Raw genomic sequence first — 21,671 nt, forward strand, 5'->3', positions numbered from 1 at the left:
GACGTCATCGCAACCCAATACTCGTCGGGCAGTGAGTTTTATGGGCCGGGCACTAAAAAGGATTTCCATGGCAAGAAACTTAATAAGGAGTCATGATGAACAAAGGGGGAGGGTGAACATGGTCAGAATATGGGGATCCGTGCTTCCGATTGTGTATTTCTTCCTATTCAGCAGTTTGATGAAGCAGTATGACCTCCAGTTCACTCCGGTCGTATACTGGGCGTTCGTTGGTGGAATAGTGTTTTCCTCTTCCCTGGGGATTTACTTTGACGGGAGGCTTTCGCTAAGAGGCGTAGCCCTCTTTGGAGCGTTTACTCTCCTGTGGCTCCTTTTGGGTCTCAGGTATCGGCCATCAGGCAGTGCATACGTGGTAGCAGGGCTTGCTGGTTATTTCCTCCTTGCAATAATCATGAGAAGAACCGGCGGGAAGGGATGAGCAAACCCTTATAACCGTATATCCTACTCTCTTCAGGTGCAGAACATGGCCGGAACGGTAAGCAAGATAATCCACTTTCACGATGAGGAGGAGTTCCTCGACGACATGAGCGCCGCTATGGAGCGCTTCTCCTATCTGGCGAGCAAGTACGGCCACAACCCGATTGGTGGTGTCCTGCTGTGGGACTACATCGGAGTCCAGGACGAGGAGGGCGTCAAGATATTCCGGGTCGGCGAGTTCCCCTACTTCGAGGGGACGCTCAGGCTTGACCTTGAGACCCTCAGGATAATGGAGAGGTATTTTGATGAGATGGAGAGCAAGTGGGACGAGCTTCGCGTTGAGGACATCGCCTACTTCGTGGAAATGCTCAATGAGGCCCTCGGGAGGGAGATGGTCTACTACGAGGCCTATGACCTCGGCCTGGACAGGAACACTGCCTACATAATCATCGACATCGCCGGCCTTCACTACCTTGAGAGCGTTCTTGACGGTCGCGACAGGGAGATATTCGAGGAGGCCGTCGAGCTGCTGATGAAATACATTTGATTGTGCGATTGTTGAATTATACAATTATTTAATTGAAGCTGGAGGTGGTGGCCGTGCTCTTCAAGAAGAGGGGAACCTTCACCGAGGATGACGCCCGGAAGGTCATCGAGATCGTGAGCGAGAGGGCTGGTGTGCGGGAAATAATCATCATGGCCGAGCACGTTACCGAAGAGGCCAAGAGGCGCCTCTGGGACTATGTCAGGGGAGTTCAGCTTATGGCTGACATGACCGGCGAGGATCGGAGCGTGAGAATCGAGATACTCGAGGGCTATGTGAGCGATAAGGTGAAGGGACTGAACGTGGAGGAGCTGTGAGGAATATGAGGCCCATAATGGCCGAGGTCTTCAACAGCTGGCAGGGGGAAGGGGGAAGCGTTGAGGGAAGCGCCTTTGGCAGGAGGCAGATTTTTGTCAGGTTCGCGGGCTGCGACCTGAACTGCGTCTGGTGCGACTCCCGCGAGTACATAGACGCCTCCCGGGTTTCCCGCTGGAGATACGAGGTTGAGCCCTTCACCGGGAAGTTCGAGTACAGGCCCAACCCTGCTTCGCTCGATGAGGTCATCGATGCCGTTCTGAGCCTCGATACCGGTGACATACACTCGATAAGCTACACCGGTGGGGAGCCCACCCTCCAGGTGAAAGCTTTGAAGGCCTTGATGGAACGCATGAAGGAGCTCGGCTTTGACAACTTCCTCGAAACTCATGGAGGACTTCCCGAGCTTGTTAAAGATGTAGTACACCTCGTCGACTACGCGAGCGTTGACATAAAGGACGAGACCGCCAGCGCCACGGAGGACTGGAAAGGCCTCGTCCTCAGGGAGGTCGAGAGCATCAGGATTCTAAAGGAAGCGGGAGCGAAGACCTACGCCAAGCTCGTCGTTACTTCCGAAACGAAGCTCGAAAACGTCCGCTGGTACGCGGAGCTTTTGAAAGGGCTGGCACCGCTCGTCATCCAGCCGAGAGAGCCGATTGACGTCTCCCAGGAGAGACTTATGAAGTTCTATAGTGAGGCGGCCAGGATAATGGGCCGGAAGAACGTCGGCCTGAGCTTCCAGGTGCACAAGTACCTCAACGTCCTCTGAGGTGGGAGCGTGAAGGGCAAGGTGCTTATTGCGCTCTCCCTCCTCTTCGCTGGCCTCTCCACATATTTCCAGGGCTCCAGCGGAGGGCTTTCTCTCGTGCTCCTCCTGGCGGCGTTCGTGGCTCTCTTTTCCGGAGTTTATCTAATCACCCGCTCGAAACCTTCCAGGCGTTCTGGGGATGCATACCTCATCCTCGGCGTTCTCCTTCCAATCCTGCTGTTTCTAAACTATGGGAATCCGCTTTATCTCCTTGCGGGCGGCCTCATTGGGGTAGCCCTCCTATGGAATTCCGAAAAATCGGTGTTGCTCCTGGTTCCGGCGGGGCTGATAATGGGGTGGCTGGCCCTTGGGGAAGGCTCATACGTGGCCAGGTTCGTCGGTGCTTTCCTCCTCGCGGTTTCCATAGTCGTGGGAGGGGCGTCGCTGTACTTCTGGTTTAAATACAGGTGAGCTTTTAAGGGATTCCCCGAAGTGAGTACGGCGATGATGACATTGGCCTTTAGGGTGAGTGATGCCCGGGATCGACGGCCTGAGCCGCGCCGTCAAATTTTTAAATCTCCCCTCTTTTAGTAACCCCTGGAAAGATTAAAGGTTGGGGGGTGGTGTCGTGCCAGTGATAGAGGAAGTGACCGCACCGAGGAGCTTTGAGAGGATTGGCAGCCACTCCCACATAAGGGGCCTCGGCCTCGACGAGAACGGGAAGGCCAGGTTCATGGGGGATGGGATGGTCGGGCAGATCAAGGCGAGGGAAGCGGCCGGAATAGCGGTCGAGCTCATCAAGCGCGGCAAGCTCGCCGGCAAGGGAATCCTCCTCGTCGGCCCGACCGGCAGCGGTAAGACCGCCATTGCGATGGGCATAGCGAGGGAGCTTGGCGAGGACGTTCCCTTCGTCCAGATCGCTGGAAGTGAGATTTACTCCGCTGAGGTCAAGAAGACGGAGTTCCTGAAGGAGGCCCTCAGGAGGGCTATAGGGGTAAGGATAAGTGAGGAGAGGAAGGTCTACGAGGGGGAAGTCAGGGAGATCAAAATCAACAGGACGAGGCACCCGTTCAACCCTTACGTTGAAATCCCGGAGAGCGTCCTCATAACCCTCCGCACGAAGGATGATGAGAAGACTATCAGGGCCGGCAGGGAGATAGCGTACCAGCTGCTTGAGATGGGCGTTGAGGAGGGTGACGTCATACAGATTGACGCCGAGACCGGAAGGATTTCCAAGATAGGCACGACCAAGGAGGAAGAGGGCCTGTTCTTCAAGCGCAAGGTGAACCTTCCCAGCGGCCCGGTTCTCAAGATAAAGGAGTTCACCTACACGGTTACACTCCACGACCTCGACGTTGCCAACGCTAGGGGCAACATATTCGGCCTGCTCTTCAGCACTGGGGCTGAGATAAGCGACGAGATAAGGCAGCGCGTTGATGAGACCGTCAAGAAGTGGATCGAGGAAGGAAAGGCCAGCCTCGTGCCGGGGGTTCTATTCATAGACGAGGTTCACATGCTCGACATCGAGGCCTTCTCGTTCCTTGCGAGGGCGATGGAGAGCGAGCTTGCGCCGATCCTGATCCTCGCTACCAACCGCGGAAGGACGAAGATAAGGGGCACCGACCTCGAAGCCCCGCACGGAATACCCATCGACATGCTCGACAGGCTGCTCATAATCAACACCGAGCCCTACAGGAAGGAGGAGATAAGGGAGATAGTCAAGATACGCGCAAAGGAGGAGAAGATCGACGTCAGCGAGGAGGCGATAGAGTACCTCGCGGAGCTCGGAGAGAAGACCAGCCTGCGCTACGCGGTGCAGCTCCTTGCTCCGGCCAGTGTTCTGGCAAAGGGTGGCAGGGTGGAGAAGGAGCACATCGAGAGGGCGAAGGAGTACTTCGCGGACCTCAGGAGGAGCATGGAGTTCGTGGAGAAGCTTGAGGGGATGCTGAAGTGATGCCCTTCTATCTTCCCCCCATTATCCTCATCAGCTTTCTGCTCAGCTTGAGGTGGAATTCGAACTCGTGGTAGACCCGGTTCTCCGTCGGGAAGACCAGCTTCAGCTCGTTCAGACCACCCTTGCCTCCGAACTCGCCGAACACGATTATTCCATTCACCTCTATGACGCCGAAGACCGCCGCGAGGTTGAAGAGCAGTGTTCTGAGCTGGTACGCCGTTACATCATGCCTTCCCAGTTCCCTGCGCGGGTACCTGAAGAGGAAGTACTCAAGCCCCTCCATCTCGGCCACGTCGGTTATCGCTATGTCCGCCGTTAGGAAGACCAGCAGGGTCGGCGTCATGTTGTCGTAGTGCTTGAGGGACTTCACTATTATTTCGTCGTTGTTGTGGGCCGGCTCCTTAACGTTCTCCGCTATGATTATCCTGTCCTTCAACCTCTCGAACTCCTTGAGGGCTATGTACGCGGCTTTTCTGCTCTTCTTTGTCCTCCTGTTGCTGAACTCTCTGACAAGGGTTCCGTTCCTCACCTCGCGCCTTATCTCCTCCAGCTCCCGGTGGCGGTACTTGTAGTTCATCGCGTTCTCAATCTCTTTCTTCACGCCCTCCGCCACGACTATCTGGTACCTGTCCAGGGGCCTGAAGCCCGAGATGAAGCGGTGGTAGAAGAGGTTCGTGTCGGGGGCGAAGGCCACTCCCTTCTTCAGCCTCTCGTAGAGCTCAAGGTTCTGGAGGAACTCGTCCACGTTGTCGTAGAGGATTATTCCCGAGGATATGAAGGTCTCGTAGAAGTCCGTGTAGGTGGGCAGTTCATGGGAGAGATACTCAGGAACCCTCTCGTTGAATTCCCTTCTGTCAACGGTAACTTCGACGCGGTAGCCTGTTTCTATAGGCTTTGCCCTCAGCAGATTGATGCCGTACAGCGGATAGCTTACTCTGACCTCGCCCAGGACGTTGAGCAGTATCTGGAGCTCCGGCTTCTCTATGACCTCAGTGAGGCTGTGCATTTTCATCACCCAAGAAGTTCTTGAGACGCTGCATGTGTTTGGGAATCATCATGTACGGTCTATCTGGGAAGTCCATATCGAGGAGGGCCAGGTATATTATCCTGTCCACGGGGAACTCCCTGAGCTGAACCACTGCAGCGGTGGCCAGAGCCTTTCGTCCGGACGTTATGTCCAGGCCGATTGTGTATCCATCCCTTTCAAGGCTTTTGAAAAGCTCCTTGAACTTTCTATCGGCCTCAAGGAAGCTGTTATCGGGAATGATCACCGTTTCAATTTTTGGAACAAAGTTGTACGCCTGGGAGATGGCCCTCAACGCATCAATGACCTTTGGAAGCTTCTCCCGGTAGATCTCCTCCGTGAATATAAACACCTTCTCCGGTTTTTTTCCCTTCGAAACCACCGCATAATACGTATTCACAAGGGCCCACCCCGATCGGCCCAGCAAGGTCACGTACGCTATCTTCCTTGAAGATACCATCACAAATTCCTCCGGCATTACAGTATTTTGTGGCCACCACTTTCTTCACTCAACTAGCACCATCCCGTACAAAACGCTTTCGGAGAAATCCATTCGGACAATCCTTCCCATCTCGATGCCGATGGCGCATAAGCTCGGTCTGACTTTCGTTGGCATCCTGCAGGGCTCTCCCCTCTCAAACGGACAGTCGTCACATAGGTTGCAGTTTCCTGGGAACAGCGCGGTGGCATACATTTTTCCCTCCCGGAAAAGCTCCTCCTCCCGCTTTAACAGGTACAGTAGGGCTTCCCTCTTGTCCTGCTCGAAGCGGTCCATGTTTACCTCGAACTTTATTATTAAGGCCTTCTTGAAGTGCCGCACCCACTCTTTAGCCTCCCTCCAGCCCGGAACGTGTGGTGGGCAGCCCGGCCTCTTCCCGTACATTGGACAGGAGCGGCACTTCCAGACCGGCCTAGGTGAGACGACTATCTCATCCGCTGGAATTTCCTTCTCCCAGAGCACTCTCATAGAAGCACCTCAAAATGCTAAATGAGTGGAGTTAAAAAAAGGTTTAGTAATCTCTTTTCAGAGGAAGCGTCACTCCTTCTATCTCCGGAGTTATAGACTTCATGACCGATAGCAAATACTGGCTTTTTTCTTTGGTCATTTTTATGACAGTAGTTGCAACTTCCTCAAGCAGAGGTAAAATGCGAGGATTGTTAATCTCCAGAAGGTCTTTGTTGATGAAGTAAAATGCGATTCTGCGTTCGTCTCCGGTATAACTCAGGATTGCGTTTATAAGATTCATACCAGCTTTTATGTCTGATATTACAAAAAGCTTCTCAGACCCTAAAACTATGTCTACTACCACTCCCCTCTCCAGAAGAGGTTCGTAGACACGCTCGTACTCTACTTTTCTAATGGCATACTGTTTGAGCTCTAACCGTGCCACAACCTTACCAACATCTAAAAGACCTGCCTCTTTAATAACTTCGACATCGTCGATATCTCTAACGTCGATTCCTGCCAGTTTTAGATGAGCTCTATAGAGATACAAGGTGTCTAAAACATCATCAATGACTATCCGATGTCCTCGCTCTTTAGCCCATTTCACTATGTAGTGAAAGCATGCTACTGGTGATGTCAGAGAGTCGTATTCGATTATCACAGTCTCTCCGGGTTTAAGAGCATCCAGGATGTCCGAACCGTTTTCATTTTTCACGCCCCCGGAGAGTCGGATAGGTGTTAACATTCTCCATTAACTCTAAGGACGTATTAAAGGATTATATAATTTTTGATGGGGTAGGATTGTGAAAAATGACAGGGAAATGCCCTGGCAACACCTGTCTAGTCCATCAGCCTGCCGCCGTTGACGTCTATGAGCTCGCCCGTTATGTGGTCGTTTTCAAGGAGGAATATCACGGCGTGGGCTATCTCTTCCGGTCTGGCTATCTCCCCGGTCAGCGAGAGCGAGCGGAGCCTCTCCTTTATCTCGGGGCTTATCAGCTCTGTGTCAACCGGGCCGGGAGCGACAGCGTTGACGAGTATATCGGGAGCCAGATGTCTCGCGAGGTTGAACGTGAGGGCTATCAGCCCGCCCTTCGATGCGGCGTAGTGGGGACCAACCGTCCCGCCGTCCTTGCCGGCTATCGAGGCTATATTCACTATCTTGCCCCTCTTCATGTATCTGAGAACCTCCTGGGTGACTATGAAGGCCCCCTTGAGGTTGACGCCGAGAACCGCGTCCCAGTCATCATCGGTGACCTCCATAGGCTTCAGGGCCCTTCCGAGGATTCCCGCGTTGTTCACGAGGATGTCTATCCTTTCGAAGTGATTGATGATCTCCTCGACCATCTTTCTGACCTCCTCGCGATTGCTCACGTCGGCCTTTACGGCAATCGCGTCAACTCCATAGGAACGGCAGAGTTCGGCGGTCTCTTCGGCCTTTTCCCTGCTGTGGGCATAGTTCACGGCGACGTTCGCTCCCTTCTCCGCGAGGGCTATCGCTATCGCTCTTCCTATCCCCCTTCCTCCGCCGGTAACGAGGGCAACCTTCCCTTTCAGCTCCACGTGCATCACCAGCCCCCTCTTTGACTTTGAACTTAATAAAATCTAAGGCCGAAATATTTTTACGTTTGAAAACTTAATTGTTCATATGAAGGAATTCGTGGTAGCGCTGGTTTTGATTTTTGGGACGCTGGCCGCTGGATGCACGTCCCAAGAAAAGCCCGAAGGAGGGGTTGGTATGGATTTGGAGATCGGTTCGATATTCCACAACGGAGAGTACATACCCGTTGAGTTCACGTGCGATGGTGAGAACGTCAATCCTCCCATCTTCATCGGCCACATAGACCCCAAGGCCAAAAGCCTAGTCATCATCATGGACGACCCCGACGCCCCCGGTGGAACGTTCACCCACTGGATAGCCTGGAACATCCCACCGCTCGGGGAGATTCCCAAAGGTGTGCCCCCTCAGCCTGAGGTTGATGCCCCGGTGCACGTTGTTCAGGGACGCAACGACTTCGGAAGGATAGGCTACGGTGGTCCGTGTCCGCCGAGGGGCCACGGCGTCCACCACTACCACTTCAAGGTCTATGCGCTCGATACGACTCTCAATATCAAACCCGGCTCAAGCAGGGAAGAACTGGAAAGGGCCATGGCAGGCCACGTTATCCAGTGGGGAGAGCTCGTCGGCCTCTACGAGAGGAAATAAACCTACCTTTTCTTTTCCATCAGTTTTACTGTCAGGTTTATGGCACTCTGAAATGCCGCAAGGAAGTTCAGGGCGAAGAATATCCAGTCCCCTATCAGGTAGGAGTATATGGTGAGCAGCGTCGAGGCCGTCACGTATATCAGTATGAACTGCATGTTAAGCGGGCATTTTCTGGTCTTTATGGTCTCCCACGTCTGAGGAACCCACGAACTCACCAGCAACAGCATTCCTATCAGTCCTATTATCGCTCCGCCATCCATTTTTCTCACCCCCAACGGGGAAGAGAGGAGCGTAAAAAAGCCTTGTGGATGGATTGGTGTTAAAATTCCCCAAAAATCTTGGAAAAATAGACAGAATTAAGCTAAAGCTGGCTTGCGAGCCTTGACATTGCCCACGTTTTGACGTCCTCATCCATAATTCCATTGATGAGCTCCATGGCCTCCGAAATCTTTCCTGCTTTTGCGAGCGTGAGAGCGACCTCCGCCTCGACCTTTGACCTGTTGGAAATGTCGGTGATGTATCTTGATACGTGAAGGGCATCGTCTGGTTTGCCCAGATTCAAAAACTCAAAGGCCAGGCTCATTAGGGCCTTTGTGCTTTCCTCGTGGTTCTCTATATCGAGCGCCGCCTGGATAGCCCGGTCAAGGGCCTCCTTGTAGGGCGAACCCTTCCGTGCGACTTCAACCGCTATGTGGGAGAATGCCTTTGATCTGATCACTTTGTCGGGTATGCCATCGGCCATTTCTATGGCCTCTTTCACTTTTCCCGAATTAACGAGCTTAAGAACAGCCTCATAGAGCGCCCGAGAGCGATACCACTCCTGCATGATTATCCCCAAAACTTTTGCAACTCCCAGGATTTAAGCTTTCCGCGGCCAAAGTTTATAACTTCCCACGAGAATAAGACTCAGGTGAGAAAATGAGGAAACTGGTGTTGTTTTTCATAGGTCTGCTGGTGTTTTCAACGGTCTCCTATGCCCTCGCCGAAACCCAGATCGACCCAAGCAAGCTCCATTTCTACATGTACGGCCTAGAGACGTGTCCCCACTGTCAGAAAATGAAGGAAGAGATACCCAAGTTCTACGGTGAGAACAGCCTAACGTACTATGAGCTGATCAACAACGAGGAGAACAACAAGCTCTTTTCGGCCCAGTACAAATACACCGGAATAGCCGGAGTGCCCGCCATAGGCATAGCGTACGATGGAAAGCTCGTGGCGATAGTCGAGGGAGAATACAACGTCTCCGCCACCCCGAAGATTGTGCAGGCTGCCCTTGACAACGGGGGTTTAATACTCTTCACAGGGGGACAGGCGTACATAATCAAGAACGAAACAATAATACAGGAGCTTCAGGCGATATACGTTGAGCACAGAATGCCCGAGGAGAGCCAGACCACAACGACCACCGAATCAGAAACGCCTTCCAGCACCACCACGGACTCCGGCAATGGGATCTGCGGTCCTGGAATAGTGGCCGTTCTCGCGGTTATTCCGCTGGTTCTGTGGAAGAAAAGGCGGTGACCTTTCGTTCCCAACTTTTTGTTTTCGAAACCCACAAAAAGAGTGGCGATAACTGACCATCATGAGGAGTGAGATAAAAGGACTGGCGATAATTCTTCTGGTGTCCTTCGGAGTGAGCTCCCTTGCGCTGTGGGCGCTGGGTATGGTAGACTTTATACCCAAGTTCTTCGCCCTGGCAATGAGCGACTCGATAAACCCGTGCACCTTCGTCATATACACCATGCTCCTCATAGCACTCTCCGTCAGGGAGATATCAAAGAGGAGGCTGTATTTCATAGGGGCCGCATTCATAGCCGCGGTTTACATATCCTATTACCTCCTCGGAGTCGGCCTGCTGTACTTCGCCGGTTACCTGCCCCTCTGGGTTGCCGGAGCTGCGGCGATAGTCTTCGGTGCCTACACCATAGCCACGGGGCTGATGGAGAAGTCCCGCGTGGGCGACAAAAGCAAGATACGGAGGAGGATATTCAGCAGCGACGCAACCGCCGTTGGGGCCTTCACGCTCGGGGTTATAGTCTCGACGACCCTTCTCCCGTGCTCCGCCGGTAGCTACCTCGTCTATGCGATAATAATCTCCAAGGGCGGCCAGGCCCTCGCGTTCCTCCTTCTGGCGCTCTACAACATAGTTTTCGTGCTCCCCTTGGTCGTTATACTGCTGGCGATGGGCAGCGTCACCGAGAGCAAGCGCTTCTCCCAGGCGATGGTGAGGCACAGCAGGGAGCTTTCGGTGGTAGCGGGAATGCTGCTGATAGCCATAGGAATCTGGGTTCTCACTGGGGCTTCACTCTAAACCGAGCTTTTCCCTCACCCTTCTCTCAAACTCTGCAAAGTTCGGAACCCCTATGAACTCCACCCTGTTGTCTATGAGCACCGTGGGCGTCCCCATTATGTTGTGCTCCATGGCCTTTCTCTGCCCTTCAGGGGTTGCCACGCTGAGTTCCCTCGCAACGACCCCCTCGTACTTTCTCTCAAGCTCCTGGGCCATTGCCCAGGCTATCGGGCAGTAGGGACAGCCGGGTGACGTTATGACCTCGATGACCACCTTTCTCTTCGGCTTGACCTCTATCATTCCCGCCCTCTTCATGAGTTCGAGCATCTTCTTTCTCCTTATCATCTCAAGCTCGTCCATCCCCTCACCCCCGTTAGAAAAGAGAAAAAAGCGAGTTTAAAAAGGAATCCTTGAAAAAGAGTTCATATGGTCTTAATCGCCAGTTGCAAGGTGGATGGCCAGCAGAACTGCGAACAGAACGGCCAGGGCTATGTGGACTTTCTTCCAGTGGCCCAGTATGCCCACAAACTTCTTTGCCATTTTCCTGTCGTGCTTCTTCGCCGCGAGAAGAACCTTTCCGTGTATGTACCTGCCGATGAACCCGTTCAGGTTCAGCAGAACCAGTACGATGCCCATTGCGAGCCCCGTGCCTCCCGTGAGTCCCGAGTAGTTGTCGCATGAGAAGAAGTGGACGAAGACCAGCAGCGTTCCCGTTATGGTGAGGACGTGGTGGATGGTGAGGGGATACACCGGGCCAAAAATCGTCATGTATGGGTGCTCTGGCCTTATCTCAAAGCCCCACTCACTGGACTTCTTGTGGACTATGACGAGCTTTCTCTTGGTCAGGGAATAATAAACGACGCCAGCCGCTATAAGGCCCACTCCAAGGGCGGCGAGCCCGCCGTAGCCGGCCTCGTACTCGTTTTCTTCCCCGTCATCGTCCGCTAGGACAAGGGGAGCCATCAGAAGGATCAAAAGAAAGAAGACGAGAACCCGCTTCACCGAGCACCACCTCAGAAAGCGCCGCTCCCAAGGCCGCAGATCTTGGCGAACGGGCAGACCGAGCAGTCCTCGGTGTACGGCTTGAGATACGGTTCACCCTTGACGGCCTTGGTTATCTCCTTCGCCCTATCCATTGCCTCGTCGTCCCCCTCAAGGACGAGGGTGACGCTTCCCTCTGCACCGCCAGCACCGCCTGCCGCTATCGGGATCGCCTCCACGTCCGCCAGAATCCTGTATGCTTCCACCTCGGTAACCGGGTGGGAGTGCGGTATCGGCACGAGGGCGGAGTAAAGCCCCGTCCCCCAGTCGAAGGAGTATATGCCCGTCAGCTTTGCGCTCTCCTCGACAGGCGTCGGCACGAACTTCTCGAGGCTGACCGGCGTTATCGTGAAGACGCCCTTGGTTATAGTCCATCCGAATGTCTTGCCTATCGTCCCCCCGTCCGGGGCGGCGGCGAAGACGGCGACGTTCCAGTTGATGTCTATCGCGTTGGCGCCCTTAATGAAGACGTCCTTCGGCCCCATCCTCTTGAGGGCCTCAAGCGGGTCATCGAAGGGCTCACCCCTGTAGAGGACGAGGTGCTTCGGCCAAGTCTGCTTGGGCGTGACACATGTCCTGCCCTTGCTTATCACTCCAACGGTCCATTTTTCCTTCTCTATCTTCTCCCCGAGGATTTCCTCGGCTACGTAGGCGGCCGTTGTGCCGGTGGCTATGTACACGAAGCCGTGCTTGAGGGCGTGCTGAACTTCGGGCATGGCCACGACGGCCTTTGCGATGAGTCTCTTGCTCTCGGGTGGTGTGAGGGTAACCAGGGCCCTTTTCATCCCAATCACCTCCATTAAAATCGGCGTCGAAAGGTATTAAACCTTCCTTTAGCTGAGCCGAGAAGACTTAGCTCACCCGAAAAGTTCGAGGCAGACGTTGCACTCCCCCGGGTCAACTTCGGGGTCAACCTCGGAGTGAATGGAGCAGACGTATCCCTTTCCAAGCATCTCCAGGGATATTTCTACTATTCTCCGATGTATCTCGTATTCGCCCGGCTTTTTCTCGACGATCTCCCGGGCAAGGGACTGGAGTTCCTCCTCTATATCGGGATAGCTGGAAACGTCCATCAACGCGCCCCTGTCCATCCGAAGATAGCGGGAAACTGCCGACTGTGTTATGTGGAGGAGCTCGGCTATCTCAGTCTGCTTCAGGCCCTTTTCGTAGAGTATCTCAACGAGCCTACGCCTGAGTGAAGGATACACGTAGCGCGAGGTCACTTCAAACGCGTTAGTCTTCATGATAGGTTTTATGACGGGTGGAATATTTAAGGGTTTCTGTCAAGCCCCCACTCAGGTTTACATGACATAAGTCATATAGTCGCTTTAGGTTAAGAAACCGCAAGGCTTTTATGAAGGACGCTTCATCTATAATCGAAGGATATGACACGTGTCATAAAGGAGGGATTGAAGATGATAAAAGTTCCGGAGAATTTGGATATGCTCTGCAACCAGTGTTCGATGAGTCTTGCCGGAGGATGTACGATAAGAGGAGTCTGCGGCAAGGACCCAGACCTCAACTCACTCCAGGAGGCGCTCCTCTATGGCATAAAGGGTACCTCGGCATACTACTACCACGCCCTTGAGGTCGGCTACGACGACCCGAGGATAGGCCACTTTTTGGCTGAGGCGCTGTATTCAACCCTTACCAACGTCAACTTTGACAAGAACCGCTTCCTTGAGCTTATCCTTGAGAACGGAAGGGTTCACCTTGAGGCCATGAAGCTCCTCGATAGGGCCTACGTTGAGACCTTCGGAAGGCCCGAACCCGTCGAAGTCCCGACCGGAACTGCCGAGGGACACGGCATACTCGTCACCGGCCACAGCTACAAAGCTCTATACGAACTCCTCAGGCAGATTGAGGAGAAAGGCCTTGAGGAGGAGATTAAGGTCTACACCCACGCCGAGATGTTCCCGGCCCATGCCTACCCCGAGCTGAGGAAGCTCAAGGCCCTCTACGGCAACTGGGGAGGGTCGTGGCTCTACCAGAAGAAGGAATTTGCTGAGTTTCCCGGCGTAATCCTGGGAACGAGCAACTGCGTCCAGCAGCCGACGAAAGCCTACCAGGACAGAATCTTCACCGTCGGAATAGCGGGTCTTGAGGGAGTCCCACACATAGAGGACTACAACTTCGAGCCGCTCATAAAGCGCACCCTTGAAACGCCGAGAATGGAGGCCTACGACGGTGGAAAGCTCCTCACCGGCTTCCACCACACCAACGTCCTGGCCATGAAGGACAGGCTCATAGAGCTGATCCAGGAGGGCAAGATAAGGCACATCTTCGTGGTCGGCGGCTGTGATACACCGCACAAGGGTATGGGCTACTACGAGAGGCTCACCGAGCTGATTCCCGACGATGCGCTCATACTCTCGGCAGCGTGTGGCAAGTTCCGCTACAACGCGAGGAACTACGGCACCATAGAGGGCATCCCGCGCTTCCTGGACTTCGGACAGTGCAACAACGTCTACTCGATAATTGAAATCGCAGTTGCACTGGCCAGCGAGCTCGGCACCGACGTCAACTCACTGCCGGTCAGCATAGTCCTGAGCTGGATGGAGCAGAAGGCCATAGCGATACTCTACTCGCTCCTCTACCTCGGGATAAAGGGCATCTACATCGGACCAAAACCGCCGGAGTTCCTGACTCCCAGTGTGTTTGAAATCCTCAGGAGACAGTTCGACCTCAGACTTACCGGTGACCCCGAGAAGGATCTAAAGGATATGCTGAGCAAGGGCATCAGCGTCGATGAGAGTGCCCCGCTCGCGGAGGAGCTGGATTGAGGCTCCCTTTCTTTTAATCTTTGCCATGTAATTGTTTCATTGTTGAATTATGCAACTTAAGAATAAGGGGGAGTTAAAGAAAAGTCTCACCTCTTTTCCAGCGCCTTCAGCTCCGCCATCATCTCTTTGAACTTCTCGTCGCTCATGCCGATGAGCTCCTTTGCTCCCCTCAGGGTTATCGTCCTCGCGAGGGTCTTCCTCATCTCGGGGTTCTCAAGGGGGGAGAAGCCGTACTTCACAAGTATCTTCAGGGATTCAGGATAGGCCTTGAGAAGCTTGCCCACGTTGGTTTCCTCCGTTATCTCGTCCAGCTTATCGTCGCACTCTTTGACCTCCATCGTAAGCTCCTTGGAGTTCTCGGTCTTCATTATCCTGAGCACGAATGCGCCCCCAACCTCTTTCAGTTCAACACGATAGCCGGCTTCTTCAAGTTTTCCCAGCATGTCAACGAAGGGCTTGTCGCCTATGACTTCAAGAGTCTCCCCGACCTTGAGCTTTCCGAGGGCATCTATTATCATAACCGCCGGCTGGGGAGGCTGTAATCCACGGACATCGAGCATCATTTTCATCACCGTTACCTCCTATGACACGCGACATATAAAGATTGTTGGGCAAATCTGCCCAGAAACGCTTAAAAGTACCCAGTATGACACTCGTCATGAAGGTGATAAAGATGACTGAGTTGCTGAACAACCGCGAATATAAGAAGGAGCAGCTGAAGAAGCTTCTCCTTAAAATCCACGAGGGCGAGGACGTGAATAAGCTCAAGGAGGAATTCCGCCAGGTTTTGAGCGGCATTTCGCCCCTTGAGATTCCAATCATAGAGCAGGAGCTCGTTAAAGAGGGAATCTCCGCCAAGGACATAGCCAAGATGTGCGACCTGCACGTCGAGCTGTTCAGGGAAGCTGTTGCTGGAACGGAGGAACTTGAGGAGAAAGACCTCCCCGACGGGCATCCGCTGAAGATACGCTACCTTGAGAACAAGGAGATAATGAAGGACGCCGAGATGCTCAACCTCTATGCAAGGACTCTGGCGACCACAAAGGATGAGCGCATGAGGGAGGAAATCCTGGGAGTGTTGGAGGAGATAGTGGGCAACCTTCGGAAGGTCGGTTTCACCCACTACAACCGCGACGAGATGCTCACCTTCCCCTACATCGAGAGAAGGGGTTTAACTGCCATAGCAACCGTCCTCTGGACAAAACACGACGAAATCAGGTTCATGATAAAGAGGCTTGCCGAGCTTTTGAGGAAGAGGGACGAGATGCCATGGGAAGAGTTCGTCGAGCGCTTTAAGGAAAAGGCGGGCGAGGCTTCCTTCGCGCTGAGCGACATGGTCTTCAGGGAGAACAACATCTACTACCCGACCCTTAAAGCTCTCCTGAGTGAGGGCGAGTGGAAGGCAATAAGGATGCAGGAGGATGAGATTGGCTACTACAAGGTCGACCCGCCCGCCTGGGATCCCGGCGAGGACGTTAAACCGCTGCATCCCTGGGAAATCAATCCCGAACTGAGCGTTGAGGAGCTTCTGAACCTTCCAAAGGAGGTTCAGCAGGCGTTGAAAGGTCAACCACTGGAGTTCGACAAGAGCCAGCTTAAGAGGGACGGCGACATAGACCTCGGAACTGGCTTCGTCAGCCTGAAGGAGCTGAAGGCAATATTCGAGGCCCTGCCGGTTGACGTGACCTTCATAGACAAGGACGACCGCGTTCGCTTCTTCTCACCCGGCGAGAGAATATTCACCAGAACCCCCTCCGTGCTCGGAAGGCCCGTCCAGCTCTGTCATCCGCCGAAGAGCGTCCACATTGTCAACAAGATACTCAGGGCATTCAAGGAGGGCAGAAAGAAGGAGGCGACCTTTTGGCTCAGGCTCGGACCGAAGTACGTTTACATAAAATACGTGCCGCTCTTTGACGAGGAGGGCAACTACCTGGGAACACTTGAAATGACCATGGACATCGAGCCGTATAAAAGGATTGAGGGCGAAAAGAGACTGCTGGACTGGAGGGATTGAGATGATGGTCGTTAGGGTTGAAGACGCCCCGCGGGTTGACAACCCCCACGGAGTGGACGTGAGAAAGCTGATGGACGAGGGAAGTGCCCAGATATTTTACATAACCCTGAAGCCCGGTGAGAGCCTGAAGAGACATACAACGCCGGTTGATGCTTTCATATATGTCCTCAAGGGTAGGGGCATCGTGGAGGTCGGCGACGAAAGGGCAGAGGTTAAGAAGGGAACCGCCGTATATCTCCCGAAGGAAGTGCCGCACGCGGTCTTCAACGAGGGAAGCCTTGACATGGCATTCCTCGTTATCAAGGTGGTGTAAATGCGCGGAGATCCTGAGATTTTCAAAAGACGCGTGGAACGCTTTCAGAGGCTTCTACGGGAGAACGAGGTAGATGGAGCTGTGATCAGAACCCTTTCCAGCTTCATTTACTTCACCGGAACCAAGTGGCTCCGCCCGAGCCTTTTAATTCCTGCAGAGGGCGAGCCGGTGGTTTACATCATTAAGGGTGAGGCCGAGCTCTTCAGGGAGAAGAGCTGGATTGAAAACGTTGTGGAGTTCCAGCGCGTTGAGGACCTGATGGCGGGCATAGTAACGTGGATACACGGGAACGGATTTCAGAGGGTTGGCCTTGAGTTCGGCATAGAGCGCGACGCCTACCTGATATTCCTCAAGATATTCGAGCGCCTCAACCCCACGATCGAGATAGTTGACGTTCTAGACATCACGATGGGCCTGAGGATGGTGAAGGACGACTGGGAGCTGGACAACATCAGGAGGGCAGGGAAGATAGCCCAGCGTGGAATGAAGGTGGCGGAAGAGGTTATAAAACCCGGAATGAGCGAGCTTGAGATAGCGGCGGAGGTGGTCAGGGAGCTCATGCTCAACGGAAGCGAGGATCCCAAGGTCTACGTTTCCGTAACTCCCAGGGCGCACGCCGAACCCTTCCGCGACCTGAGGGTTCCGGAGAACGGTGTCGTTACCGTCGTCATCGGGGCGGACTGGAACCACTACTACTCAAACATGGCGAGGACCTTCATCGTTGGTGATCCCGGCGAGAGGGTCATGAGGGCCATAGAGGTCAAAGAAGAGGCCTACAGGCTTGCGCTTGAGGAAACCAGGGTTGGAGTCCCACTGAACACCGTCGAGAAGAAGCTCGCGGAGTTCTTCAAGGAGAAGGGATTCGCCGATGCCTACCTGGCCGGCTACACCCACGGTGTCGGCCTCCTCATCGAGGAGCCGCCGATAACCACCATCGTCGTCCCGCAGAGGGCCGCGAAGGTTCGGGAGAACATGGTTCTTACGATAATACACCCACCCCTTATGATCCCGGAGGGTGCCATAAAGCACGAGGACACTTATATCGTCAAAAGGGAGGGGCTTGAGAGGGTGACCTAAAACACCCTCGCGTAGCCCCACTTCCTCACGCTCGTCAGGATAGACGTTTCCGTGCTCCTTATTCCCTCTATCCTTCCGAGCTTCTCTATAAGGAACCCCTCCAGCTCCTGAAGGTCTTTGACTGTAACCTGCATGAGTATATCGTGCGCCCCGGTCGCTATGCCGAGGACGTCCACCTCGGGGAGTTTACTCAGCTCCTCAGCCGCTTTTTTCACCCTGCTCGGCTCCACGTCAACGGCTATGAACGCGACTATCGAGTAGCCCGCTTTGAAGGGGTTTATCAGCGCCGCGAACTTTCTGATGACGCCCCGTTCCATCAGCTTCTTCACACGAAGCCTGACGGTTGATTCCGGGACCTTCAGGCGTCTTGCTATCTCGGAGTAGCTGGCCCTTCCGTCCTCTTGGAGAATGTGGAGTATCATCCTGTCCAGCCCGTCAAGATGCCGGTTGTCCCGCATTTTTTTCCACCTATTTTTGTCAATTTGATGTTATGTTTTTAAATATTTCCACGGAATTCGCAAAATTTTGGCGAAATTGCTATTAATTTCAAACGCGTATAGCAGTACGGTGAGAGCATGAGCTATCCCCGGAATAAGGAGGAAGTCCTGAAGCGTTATTCGCTGGTTTTTCCAAGGTCGGCACGCGTTACCTATGCCCCCATAGTCGGCGTTAGGGCCGAGAACGCCCGCGTCTGGGACATCGAGGGCAGGGAGTACATAGACTTTCTGAGCGATGCGGCAGTTCAAAACGTCGGCCACAACAACCCCAGGGTGGTGAAAGCCATAAAAGAGAGCGCTGAAAGGCTTATCCACTTCACCTTCATCTACGGCTTCCCGGTTGAGCCGCTTCTCCTGGCTGAAAAGCTCGCTGAGATAGCGCCGATTGAGAGCCCGAAGGTCAGCTTCGGGATGACGGGAAGCGATGCCAATGATGGTGCGATAAAGTTCGCGAGGGCATATACCAAGAGGAGGACCATCCTGAGCTACCTCAGGAGCTACTACGGGGCGACCTACGGCGCCATGAGCATAACCGGCCTCGATTTCGAGGTTCGCTCCATAGTGGGGGAGCTGAGCGACGTTCACTACATTCCCTATCCCAACTGCTACCGCTGTCCGTTCGGCAGAGAGCCGGGGAGCTGTAAGATGGAGTGCGTCTCCTACATCAGGGAGAAGTTCGAAGGGGAGGTCTACGCGGAAGGGACTGCAGCGCTCTTCGCCGAGCCAATACAGGGGGATGCCGGAATGGTCGTTCCGCCCGACGGCTACTTCAAAAAGGTGAAGAGAATCCTCGATGAACACGGCATCCTTCTGGCCGTGGACGAGGTTCAGAGCGGGATTGGAAGGACCGGAAAGTGGTTTGCGATAGAGCACTTCGGGGTTGAACCGGATATAATAACCCTCGCGAAGCCCCTCGGTGGGGGACTGCCGATAAGCGCGATAATAGGCAGGGGTGAGATCCTCGATTCCCTGCCTCCCCTTGGCCATACGTTTACACTGAGCGGTAATCCCCTGGCGAGTAGGGCCGCACTGGCTGTTATCGAGGAGATCGAGGAGAAGGACCTCCTTAGAAGGGCGGAGATGCTTGGAAAACGTGCGAAAAAACGGCTGGAGAGGATGAAGGAGGAGCACGAACTCATCGGTGACGTCCGCGGCCTCGGCCTGATGCTCGGCGTTGACCTTGTGAGGGACAGGGAGACGAAGGAAAGGGCCTACGAAGAAGCCAGAAAGGTTGTATGGCGCGCTTACGAGCTCGGACTCGTACTCGCGTTCCTGCAGGGCAACGTGCTGAGGATCCAGCCGCCCCTCACAATAGAGGAGGAGCTCCTCGAAGAAGGCCTTGACAGGCTGGAGAAAGCCATAGCCGACGTCGAGGAGGGCAAGGTTCCGGACGAGGTTCTGGGGAAGGTGCAGGGATGGTAGTGGAGACTTTCGAATTTTTGACGGATTTTTGTCTATTTCCACATTCTACGAAAACTTTTTAAACAAACTCTTACACAGGTTGAGCGGGCTTCAATGGAAAAGGTCGAGACAATCGAGAAGCCGGTTTTAAAGATTGGAATCGAGGAAAAGGTTGAACCCGCGAAGGCTCTGGTCTTCGGCATTCAGCACGTTCTGGCGATGTTCGGCGCGACGGTTACCGTTCCGCTGGTAGTTGGCGGTGCCATAGGACTAAGCGGCGACCAGATAGCTCTGATGATACAGGCGGTTCTGCTGGCGATGGGCATAGCTACCCTGCTCCAGACGACGATAGGTTCCCGCTATCCGATAGTGCAGGGGTCGAGCTTCGCCTTTATTCCCGGGCTGATAGCAATAGGCGCTTCCCTGGGGATGGCGGCGGTTCAGGGAGCTTTGATAGTCGGCGGACTGATTGAGGCTTTAATAGGGTGGCTCGGCGTTATAGGGAGGGTCAGGAAGCTCTTCACTCCCCTCGTCACCGGCGTGACGATAACCCTCATCGGATTCAGCCTCGCAGACGTCGCGGTCAAGAACTTCTTCAACTTCTACGCCGACCCATCGGGAGGGACACTGCTTAAGGCCAGCGCCGTGGCTCTGGTGACCTTCCTGACGACGGTCCTCGTGGCGCTCAGGGCGAAGGGAAGCCTAAAGGCCATGCCGGTCGTCGTGGGTGCCGTGGTCGGCTACGTTGTGAGCATTCCCCTCGGCCTCGCGGACTTCGGGCTGGTGAAGACACTGCCAGTGGTGAGCGTCCCAAGGTCCTTCCCCTGGGGAGCACCGGTCTTTGACGGCACCGCGATCGTGCTCCTGCTATTCGCCTTCATGGTGAGCATCATTGAGAGTGTGGGCGACTACCACGCAATAGCGGCGGTGACTGGCTCGGAGATAAACGGGAAGCGGATAGCGAGGGGCATTGGCAGCGAGGGGCTGGCCTGTTCAATAGCCGGCCTCCTCGGAGCCTGCGGGACGACTAGCTACTCCGAGAACATAGGCGTCGTCGCGCTCACCAAGGTGGGAAGCAGGCACGTGGTTCAGGTCGGCGCGGTCATACTGGTGCTCCTCTCATTGTTGCCAAAGTTCGCCGGGATACTCGCCTCGATGCCTGCCCCGGTTCTCGGCGGGCTGACGCTTGCCCTCTACGGTATGATAAGCGTCACAGGTTTGAGGCTGATAAAGGAGAGGGTCGAGTTCACCGACCGGAACACGCTGATACTGGCCGCTTCTCTGATAGTCGGTCTCGGCGCGCCCCAGCTCCCGGCGGAGTTCCTGGCGACCTTCCCGAGGGTTATCGCCAGCATCCTTGAGTCCGGCATGGCTGTTGGGGCGCTTACGGCGATAATCCTCGACAGGCTGCTATGAACCATTTTCTTTTTTCAATAAAATAAAGGGATTACCAAATGACTTCCTCAACCTGGGCAGGTTCGGGCTCTTCTCCGAGCTCCTCGGGCATGTTGTTGAACCCTATTATAACGAAGATGCGCGCGATCAGGAGCAGCAGGAAGCCAATTAGGATTATGGCCGTCAGGGCACCCCACCACACCCATGTGGCTGCATCTTTGAACTCCTTGGTGCCGGTTATCTCGTGCATCGCAAGCCAGGCCCTCTTCTGGAAGTAGGCGGCTCCGACTATCAGGGCCACGAACAGTATGAAGAACACGATTGCCAGCCCTATCCCTGCAGATTCGCTGAGGCGCCATCCGGCTGGAACGATGGCGAACGTCCCAAGCAGCAGGACGATGATGACTATCAAGCCGCCGATGGCGAAGATTACGCCGTAGAGATAGTTCTTGAAAGGCCTCTCGTCGTTCACGGCATCCCCTATACCCTTGAGTGCCAGCAGTATCAAGACGAAACCGATCAGCGATATCACGCCGCCAACATACGGTATAAAGCTGCCGACGAGGGTGAGGATAGCCCCCCACAGGCCCATGTTCTTTTCGCTCCTAACGTTGACCGTCATCCAAATCACCGTACAAACATCAACCTTGAGCTTAAAACCTTTACCCAAAAGAGTAAGAAAATAAGA

At 54.3% G+C, this 21,671-nt stretch carries 29 protein-coding genes; 15 read left to right on the plus strand and 14 right to left on the minus strand.

What is annotated here, in order from left to right; translation table 11 throughout:
• Positions 1-40: 40 nt before the first annotated feature.
• The 6 genes from F7C11_RS06810 (at position 41) to F7C11_RS06835 (ending at position 3,996) form a co-directional block, all read left to right on the plus strand.
• The gene (locus tag F7C11_RS06810) at positions 41-436 is read left to right on the plus strand and encodes a hypothetical protein (RefSeq protein ID WP_297092199.1); all 396 of its coding nucleotides are present in this window, start codon (positions 41-43) and stop codon (positions 434-436) included.
• A 45-nt stretch (positions 437-481) separates the two neighbouring features.
• A complete protein-coding gene (locus F7C11_RS06815) occupies positions 482-982 on the plus strand; it encodes a hypothetical protein (RefSeq protein ID WP_297092327.1) in 501 nt (166 codons plus the stop codon).
• Positions 983-1,035: 53 nt separating this feature from the next.
• On the plus strand, positions 1,036-1,296 hold the full coding sequence (locus F7C11_RS06820) for a hypothetical protein (protein ID WP_297092328.1): 261 nt from the start codon (positions 1,036-1,038) through the stop codon (positions 1,294-1,296).
• Between the two features lie 5 nt (positions 1,297-1,301).
• Positions 1,302-2,063 carry a 7-carboxy-7-deazaguanine synthase QueE gene (locus tag F7C11_RS06825; RefSeq protein WP_297092330.1) on the plus strand — a complete coding sequence of 254 codons (762 nt, stop codon included), beginning with the start codon at positions 1,302-1,304 and terminating at the stop codon, positions 2,061-2,063.
• 9 nt (positions 2,064-2,072) lie between these two features.
• The gene (locus tag F7C11_RS06830) at positions 2,073-2,513 is read left to right on the plus strand and encodes a hypothetical protein (protein WP_297092200.1); all 441 of its coding nucleotides are present in this window, start codon (positions 2,073-2,075) and stop codon (positions 2,511-2,513) included.
• A gap of 157 nt (positions 2,514-2,670) precedes the next feature.
• Positions 2,671-3,996, plus strand: a complete 1,326-nt coding sequence (locus tag F7C11_RS06835) for a RuvB-like helicase (protein ID WP_297092202.1) — start codon at positions 2,671-2,673, stop codon at positions 3,994-3,996.
• Between the two features lie 7 nt (positions 3,997-4,003).
• On the opposite strand, the gene F7C11_RS06840 is transcribed toward F7C11_RS06835, so the two are convergent.
• From F7C11_RS06840 to F7C11_RS06860, 5 genes are all read right to left on the minus strand, one after another.
• Complete coding sequence (locus F7C11_RS06840) at positions 4,004-5,002, minus strand: PIN domain-containing protein (RefSeq protein ID WP_297092332.1); 999 nt, start codon at positions 5,000-5,002, stop codon at positions 4,004-4,006.
• The gene (locus tag F7C11_RS06845; RefSeq protein ID WP_297092204.1) at positions 4,986-5,480 is read right to left on the minus strand and encodes a hypothetical protein; all 495 of its coding nucleotides are present in this window, start codon (positions 5,478-5,480) and stop codon (positions 4,986-4,988) included. The genes F7C11_RS06840 and F7C11_RS06845 overlap by 17 nt, the downstream gene beginning before the upstream one ends.
• A 45-nt stretch (positions 5,481-5,525) precedes the next feature.
• Positions 5,526-5,987, minus strand: coding sequence for a DUF2284 domain-containing protein (locus tag F7C11_RS06850; protein WP_297092207.1), 462 nt, complete (start codon positions 5,985-5,987; stop codon positions 5,526-5,528).
• A 43-nt stretch (positions 5,988-6,030) separates the two neighbouring features.
• Entirely contained in the window at positions 6,031-6,711 is a 681-nt protein-coding gene (locus F7C11_RS06855) for a DUF257 family protein (RefSeq protein ID WP_297092209.1), read from the minus strand.
• A 95-nt stretch (positions 6,712-6,806) separates the two neighbouring features.
• Positions 6,807-7,535, minus strand: a complete 729-nt coding sequence (locus F7C11_RS06860; protein WP_297092211.1) for an SDR family NAD(P)-dependent oxidoreductase — start codon at positions 7,533-7,535, stop codon at positions 6,807-6,809.
• Positions 7,536-7,704: 169 nt separating this feature from the next.
• Between F7C11_RS06860 and F7C11_RS06865 the strand changes: the two genes are divergently transcribed.
• A complete protein-coding gene (locus tag F7C11_RS06865; protein WP_297092334.1) occupies positions 7,705-8,172 on the plus strand; it encodes a YbhB/YbcL family Raf kinase inhibitor-like protein in 468 nt (155 codons plus the stop codon).
• A 2-nt stretch (positions 8,173-8,174) separates the two neighbouring features.
• Here the strand turns inward: F7C11_RS06865 and F7C11_RS06870 are convergent, their stop codons facing one another.
• Complete coding sequence (locus tag F7C11_RS06870; RefSeq protein ID WP_258084601.1) at positions 8,175-8,432, minus strand: hypothetical protein; 258 nt, start codon at positions 8,430-8,432, stop codon at positions 8,175-8,177.
• Positions 8,433-8,533: 101 nt separating this feature from the next.
• The gene (locus tag F7C11_RS06875) at positions 8,534-8,998 is read right to left on the minus strand and encodes a hypothetical protein (RefSeq protein ID WP_297092213.1); all 465 of its coding nucleotides are present in this window, start codon (positions 8,996-8,998) and stop codon (positions 8,534-8,536) included.
• A 92-nt stretch (positions 8,999-9,090) separates the two neighbouring features.
• On the opposite strand from F7C11_RS06875, the gene F7C11_RS06880 reads away from it, so the two are divergent.
• Entirely contained in the window at positions 9,091-9,693 is a 603-nt protein-coding gene (locus F7C11_RS06880; protein ID WP_297092215.1) for a CGP-CTERM sorting domain-containing protein, read from the plus strand.
• Between the two features lie 61 nt (positions 9,694-9,754).
• Positions 9,755-10,483, plus strand: coding sequence for a cytochrome c biogenesis protein CcdA (locus F7C11_RS06885; protein WP_297092217.1), 729 nt, complete (start codon positions 9,755-9,757; stop codon positions 10,481-10,483).
• Here F7C11_RS06885 and F7C11_RS06890 read toward each other — a convergent pair.
• The 4 genes from F7C11_RS06890 to F7C11_RS06905 all read right to left on the minus strand — a co-directional run bounded on the left by F7C11_RS06890 (position 10,475) and on the right by F7C11_RS06905 (position 12,747).
• The gene (locus tag F7C11_RS06890) at positions 10,475-10,822 is read right to left on the minus strand and encodes a thioredoxin family protein (RefSeq protein WP_297092219.1); all 348 of its coding nucleotides are present in this window, start codon (positions 10,820-10,822) and stop codon (positions 10,475-10,477) included. The two genes, F7C11_RS06885 and F7C11_RS06890, sit on opposite strands and share 9 nt — an antisense overlap.
• 72 nt (positions 10,823-10,894) lie before the next feature.
• Positions 10,895-11,464 carry a hypothetical protein gene (locus F7C11_RS06895; protein ID WP_297092221.1) on the minus strand — a complete coding sequence of 190 codons (570 nt, stop codon included), beginning with the start codon at positions 11,462-11,464 and terminating at the stop codon, positions 10,895-10,897.
• An 11-nt stretch (positions 11,465-11,475) separates the two neighbouring features.
• On the minus strand, positions 11,476-12,288 hold the full coding sequence (locus F7C11_RS06900) for a hypothetical protein (protein ID WP_297092223.1): 813 nt from the start codon (positions 12,286-12,288) through the stop codon (positions 11,476-11,478).
• Positions 12,289-12,360: 72 nt separating this feature from the next.
• Entirely contained in the window at positions 12,361-12,747 is a 387-nt protein-coding gene (locus tag F7C11_RS06905; RefSeq protein ID WP_297092225.1) for a transcriptional regulator, read from the minus strand.
• Positions 12,748-12,918: 171 nt separating this feature from the next.
• On the opposite strand from F7C11_RS06905, the gene hcp reads away from it, so the two are divergent.
• Positions 12,919-14,286 carry a hydroxylamine reductase gene (gene hcp / locus F7C11_RS06910; RefSeq protein ID WP_297092338.1) on the plus strand — a complete coding sequence of 456 codons (1,368 nt, stop codon included), beginning with the start codon at positions 12,919-12,921 and terminating at the stop codon, positions 14,284-14,286.
• 86 nt (positions 14,287-14,372) lie between these two features.
• Here hcp and F7C11_RS06915 read toward each other — a convergent pair whose 3' ends face one another.
• Positions 14,373-14,855 carry a DUF1858 domain-containing protein gene (locus F7C11_RS06915; RefSeq protein ID WP_297092340.1) on the minus strand — a complete coding sequence of 161 codons (483 nt, stop codon included), beginning with the start codon at positions 14,853-14,855 and terminating at the stop codon, positions 14,373-14,375.
• A gap of 104 nt (positions 14,856-14,959) precedes the next feature.
• Here F7C11_RS06915 and F7C11_RS06920 point away from each other — a divergent pair, with 104 nt between their 5' ends.
• The 3 genes from F7C11_RS06920 to F7C11_RS06930 are packed head-to-tail and all read left to right on the plus strand — an operon-like array spanning position 14,960 to position 17,690.
• The gene (locus tag F7C11_RS06920) at positions 14,960-16,300 is read left to right on the plus strand and encodes a DUF438 domain-containing protein (RefSeq protein ID WP_297092342.1); all 1,341 of its coding nucleotides are present in this window, start codon (positions 14,960-14,962) and stop codon (positions 16,298-16,300) included.
• Position 16,301: 1 nt separating this feature from the next.
• Entirely contained in the window at positions 16,302-16,613 is a 312-nt protein-coding gene (locus tag F7C11_RS06925; protein WP_297092227.1) for a cupin domain-containing protein, read from the plus strand.
• The gene (locus F7C11_RS06930; RefSeq protein WP_297092229.1) at positions 16,614-17,690 is read left to right on the plus strand and encodes a Xaa-Pro peptidase family protein; all 1,077 of its coding nucleotides are present in this window, start codon (positions 16,614-16,616) and stop codon (positions 17,688-17,690) included.
• Here the strand turns inward: F7C11_RS06930 and F7C11_RS06935 are convergent.
• Entirely contained in the window at positions 17,687-18,148 is a 462-nt protein-coding gene (locus tag F7C11_RS06935; protein WP_297092231.1) for an Lrp/AsnC family transcriptional regulator, read from the minus strand. The two genes, F7C11_RS06930 and F7C11_RS06935, sit on opposite strands and share 4 nt — an antisense overlap.
• Before the next feature lie 117 nt (positions 18,149-18,265).
• Here F7C11_RS06935 and F7C11_RS06940 point away from each other — a divergent pair, with 117 nt between their 5' ends.
• Together F7C11_RS06940 and F7C11_RS06945 are read left to right on the plus strand one after the other, a co-directional pair.
• Positions 18,266-19,609, plus strand: a complete 1,344-nt coding sequence (locus tag F7C11_RS06940) for a leucine/methionine racemase (RefSeq protein ID WP_297092232.1) — start codon at positions 18,266-18,268, stop codon at positions 19,607-19,609.
• 93 nt (positions 19,610-19,702) lie between these two features.
• Positions 19,703-21,004, plus strand: a complete 1,302-nt coding sequence (locus F7C11_RS06945; RefSeq protein ID WP_297092234.1) for a uracil-xanthine permease family protein — start codon at positions 19,703-19,705, stop codon at positions 21,002-21,004.
• Positions 21,005-21,035: 31 nt separating this feature from the next.
• Here the strand turns inward: F7C11_RS06945 and F7C11_RS06950 are convergent, their stop codons facing one another.
• The gene (locus tag F7C11_RS06950) at positions 21,036-21,605 is read right to left on the minus strand and encodes a DUF996 domain-containing protein (protein WP_297092343.1); all 570 of its coding nucleotides are present in this window, start codon (positions 21,603-21,605) and stop codon (positions 21,036-21,038) included.
• Positions 21,606-21,671: the final 66 nt, after the last annotated feature.

It is taken from the genome of Thermococcus sp., assembly GCF_015521605.1.
GTDB lineage: Archaea > Methanobacteriota_B > Thermococci > Thermococcales > Thermococcaceae > Thermococcus.

Coding starts and splice junctions, on each gene's coding strand:
- F7C11_RS06920 (WP_297092342.1), top strand. CDS start 14,960: ATGACTGAGTTGCTGAACAACCGCGAATATAAGAAGGAGCAGCTGAAG.
- F7C11_RS06840 (WP_297092332.1), bottom strand. CDS start 5,002: ATGCACAGCCTCACTGAGGTCATAGAGAAGCCGGAGCTCCAGATACTG.
- F7C11_RS06880 (WP_297092215.1), top strand. CDS start 9,091: ATGAGGAAACTGGTGTTGTTTTTCATAGGTCTGCTGGTGTTTTCAACG.
- F7C11_RS06870 (WP_258084601.1), bottom strand. CDS start 8,432: ATGGATGGCGGAGCGATAATAGGACTGATAGGAATGCTGTTGCTGGTG.
- F7C11_RS06950 (WP_297092343.1), bottom strand. CDS start 21,605: ATGACGGTCAACGTTAGGAGCGAAAAGAACATGGGCCTGTGGGGGGCT.
- F7C11_RS06855 (WP_297092209.1), bottom strand. CDS start 6,711: ATGTTAACACCTATCCGACTCTCCGGGGGCGTGAAAAATGAAAACGGT.
- F7C11_RS06905 (WP_297092225.1), bottom strand. CDS start 12,747: ATGAAGACTAACGCGTTTGAAGTGACCTCGCGCTACGTGTATCCTTCA.
- F7C11_RS06900 (WP_297092223.1), bottom strand. CDS start 12,288: ATGAAAAGGGCCCTGGTTACCCTCACACCACCCGAGAGCAAGAGACTC.
- F7C11_RS06860 (WP_297092211.1), bottom strand. CDS start 7,535: ATGCACGTGGAGCTGAAAGGGAAGGTTGCCCTCGTTACCGGCGGAGGA.
- F7C11_RS06945 (WP_297092234.1), top strand. CDS start 19,703: ATGGAAAAGGTCGAGACAATCGAGAAGCCGGTTTTAAAGATTGGAATC.
- F7C11_RS06825 (WP_297092330.1), top strand. CDS start 1,302: ATGAGGCCCATAATGGCCGAGGTCTTCAACAGCTGGCAGGGGGAAGGG.
- F7C11_RS06915 (WP_297092340.1), bottom strand. CDS start 14,855: ATGAAAATGATGCTCGATGTCCGTGGATTACAGCCTCCCCAGCCGGCG.
- F7C11_RS06925 (WP_297092227.1), top strand. CDS start 16,302: ATGATGGTCGTTAGGGTTGAAGACGCCCCGCGGGTTGACAACCCCCAC.
- F7C11_RS06850 (WP_297092207.1), bottom strand. CDS start 5,987: ATGAGAGTGCTCTGGGAGAAGGAAATTCCAGCGGATGAGATAGTCGTC.
- F7C11_RS06865 (WP_297092334.1), top strand. CDS start 7,705: ATGGATTTGGAGATCGGTTCGATATTCCACAACGGAGAGTACATACCC.
- F7C11_RS06935 (WP_297092231.1), bottom strand. CDS start 18,148: ATGCGGGACAACCGGCATCTTGACGGGCTGGACAGGATGATACTCCAC.
- F7C11_RS06815 (WP_297092327.1), top strand. CDS start 482: ATGGCCGGAACGGTAAGCAAGATAATCCACTTTCACGATGAGGAGGAG.
- F7C11_RS06940 (WP_297092232.1), top strand. CDS start 18,266: ATGAGCTATCCCCGGAATAAGGAGGAAGTCCTGAAGCGTTATTCGCTG.
- F7C11_RS06875 (WP_297092213.1), bottom strand. CDS start 8,998: ATGCAGGAGTGGTATCGCTCTCGGGCGCTCTATGAGGCTGTTCTTAAG.
- F7C11_RS06845 (WP_297092204.1), bottom strand. CDS start 5,480: ATGGTATCTTCAAGGAAGATAGCGTACGTGACCTTGCTGGGCCGATCG.
- F7C11_RS06810 (WP_297092199.1), top strand. CDS start 41: ATGGGCCGGGCACTAAAAAGGATTTCCATGGCAAGAAACTTAATAAGG.
- F7C11_RS06930 (WP_297092229.1), top strand. CDS start 16,614: ATGCGCGGAGATCCTGAGATTTTCAAAAGACGCGTGGAACGCTTTCAG.
- F7C11_RS06885 (WP_297092217.1), top strand. CDS start 9,755: ATGAGGAGTGAGATAAAAGGACTGGCGATAATTCTTCTGGTGTCCTTC.
- F7C11_RS06890 (WP_297092219.1), bottom strand. CDS start 10,822: ATGGACGAGCTTGAGATGATAAGGAGAAAGAAGATGCTCGAACTCATG.
- hcp (WP_297092338.1), top strand. CDS start 12,919: ATGATAAAAGTTCCGGAGAATTTGGATATGCTCTGCAACCAGTGTTCG.